The organism is Ensifer sp. 1H6, from assembly GCF_001976035.1.
Classification (GTDB): Bacteria; Pseudomonadota; Alphaproteobacteria; order Rhizobiales; family Rhizobiaceae; genus Ensifer; species Ensifer canadensis.
The window spans coordinates 1-1,188 of sequence record NZ_MOAI01000083.1 but is presented as its reverse complement, the minus strand read 5'-3'; the positions used below and the strand labels follow the sequence as shown (position 1 = coordinate 1,188).

At 59.3% G+C, this 1,188-nt stretch carries 1 protein-coding gene; it reads left to right on the top strand.

What is annotated here, in order from left to right; genetic code table 11:
- Nucleotides 1–85 precede the first annotated feature (85 nt).
- Nucleotides 86–1,180 carry an IS1595 family transposase gene (locus BKP54_RS34755; RefSeq protein ID WP_084815715.1) on the top strand — a complete coding sequence of 365 codons (1,095 nt, stop codon included), beginning with the start codon at nucleotides 86–88 and terminating at the stop codon, nucleotides 1,178–1,180.
- Nucleotides 1,181–1,188: the final 8 nt, after the last annotated feature.

Genomic DNA, 1,188 nt, shown 5'->3' with positions numbered 1-1,188 from the left:
GGCCTTTATCAACCAAAGACAGCAAGAAGCTTGATGCTCAAGGGCTACCATGCGATTCTTCGGGCATGATCAGAAGGAGACGAGAATGTCGGAGATGCTTGCAGCGCTTACCAACATTCGGACCGCGGAAGATATGGTCGTGGCCTTTCGCGATGAGGAGCAGTGTCGGCGATTGCTGGAAAGCATGGTGTGGCCGGCCGGGAGAGTTTGCCCTGCCTGTGGTTACAAGCGCTCGATCGCAATCGCCGGGCGCGATATGGGCAAGCGGCGTGCGCGTCCGGGTCTCTATCAATGCTCCAACGGCGATTGCCGGTTCCAGTTCACGGTGACGACACACACGCCTCTGCATTCCACAAAGCTTCCTTTGAGTGTCTGGCTGAAGGGCATGTGGCTTATGCTGCAGTCGGATAAGGGTTTGTCCTCGGTGCGCCTGGCCGAGGCTCTGGGGGTGAGCCAACCGACGGCCTGGCGGATGGGACACGCGCTGCGTCTCATGGCGGCGCGCGAACACATGCTCGACGGCACGGTGGAGATCGACCATTTTTATCTCGGTGGGCGAGCAAGAATAAATCCGGGCGATCCACCGCCTGGACGAGGCCGAAAAGGTCTGCCGAATACCCAGAAGACGCCTGTCATGGTGATCGTTCAACGGCCAGATGACGTCACACCCGGCACTCCGGCCGGTGACGCGCGTGCTGCGGTGGTGACTGGTCTTTCGCTACGTGCAGCGGCGCGCGCCGCCGAAGCGCAGATCGATCCCGACGCCTACTTGATGAGCGATGAGGCGACAGCGTTCATAGCCCTTGGCGAGAACTATGCCAGGCATGACACTGTGAAGCATTCCAGCCGCGAATACGTTCGTGACGCCGTTCATGTCAATTCGGTCGAAGGTTTCAATGCCCGCGTCCGCCGCACAATTGCCGGTGTCTTTCATCATATCAGCCCGCAGCACGCCGACCTGTATTTCCACGAGATCGGTTTCCGCTGGTCACAGCGCATTGTGACGGGCCAGGCTGTTCGGAAAACCCGAAATGGCAGGGAACGCATGAAAACCATGTGGTCGCGAGTGCCGCCGGCGCTGCAATTGCTGCAAATCTTTCGCGCCGCGACCGGCCGTCAACTGCGCAGAAGTCCGGATGGTGGGATCATCGTCAAATCAGCAGTTGCTGTCTTTGGTTGATAAGGGCC

Excerpts from the sequence above, each read along its gene's own strand:
- BKP54_RS34755 (WP_084815715.1), top strand. The coding sequence starts at position 86 with ATGTCGGAGATGCTTGCAGCGCTTACCAACATTCGGACCGCGGAAGAT.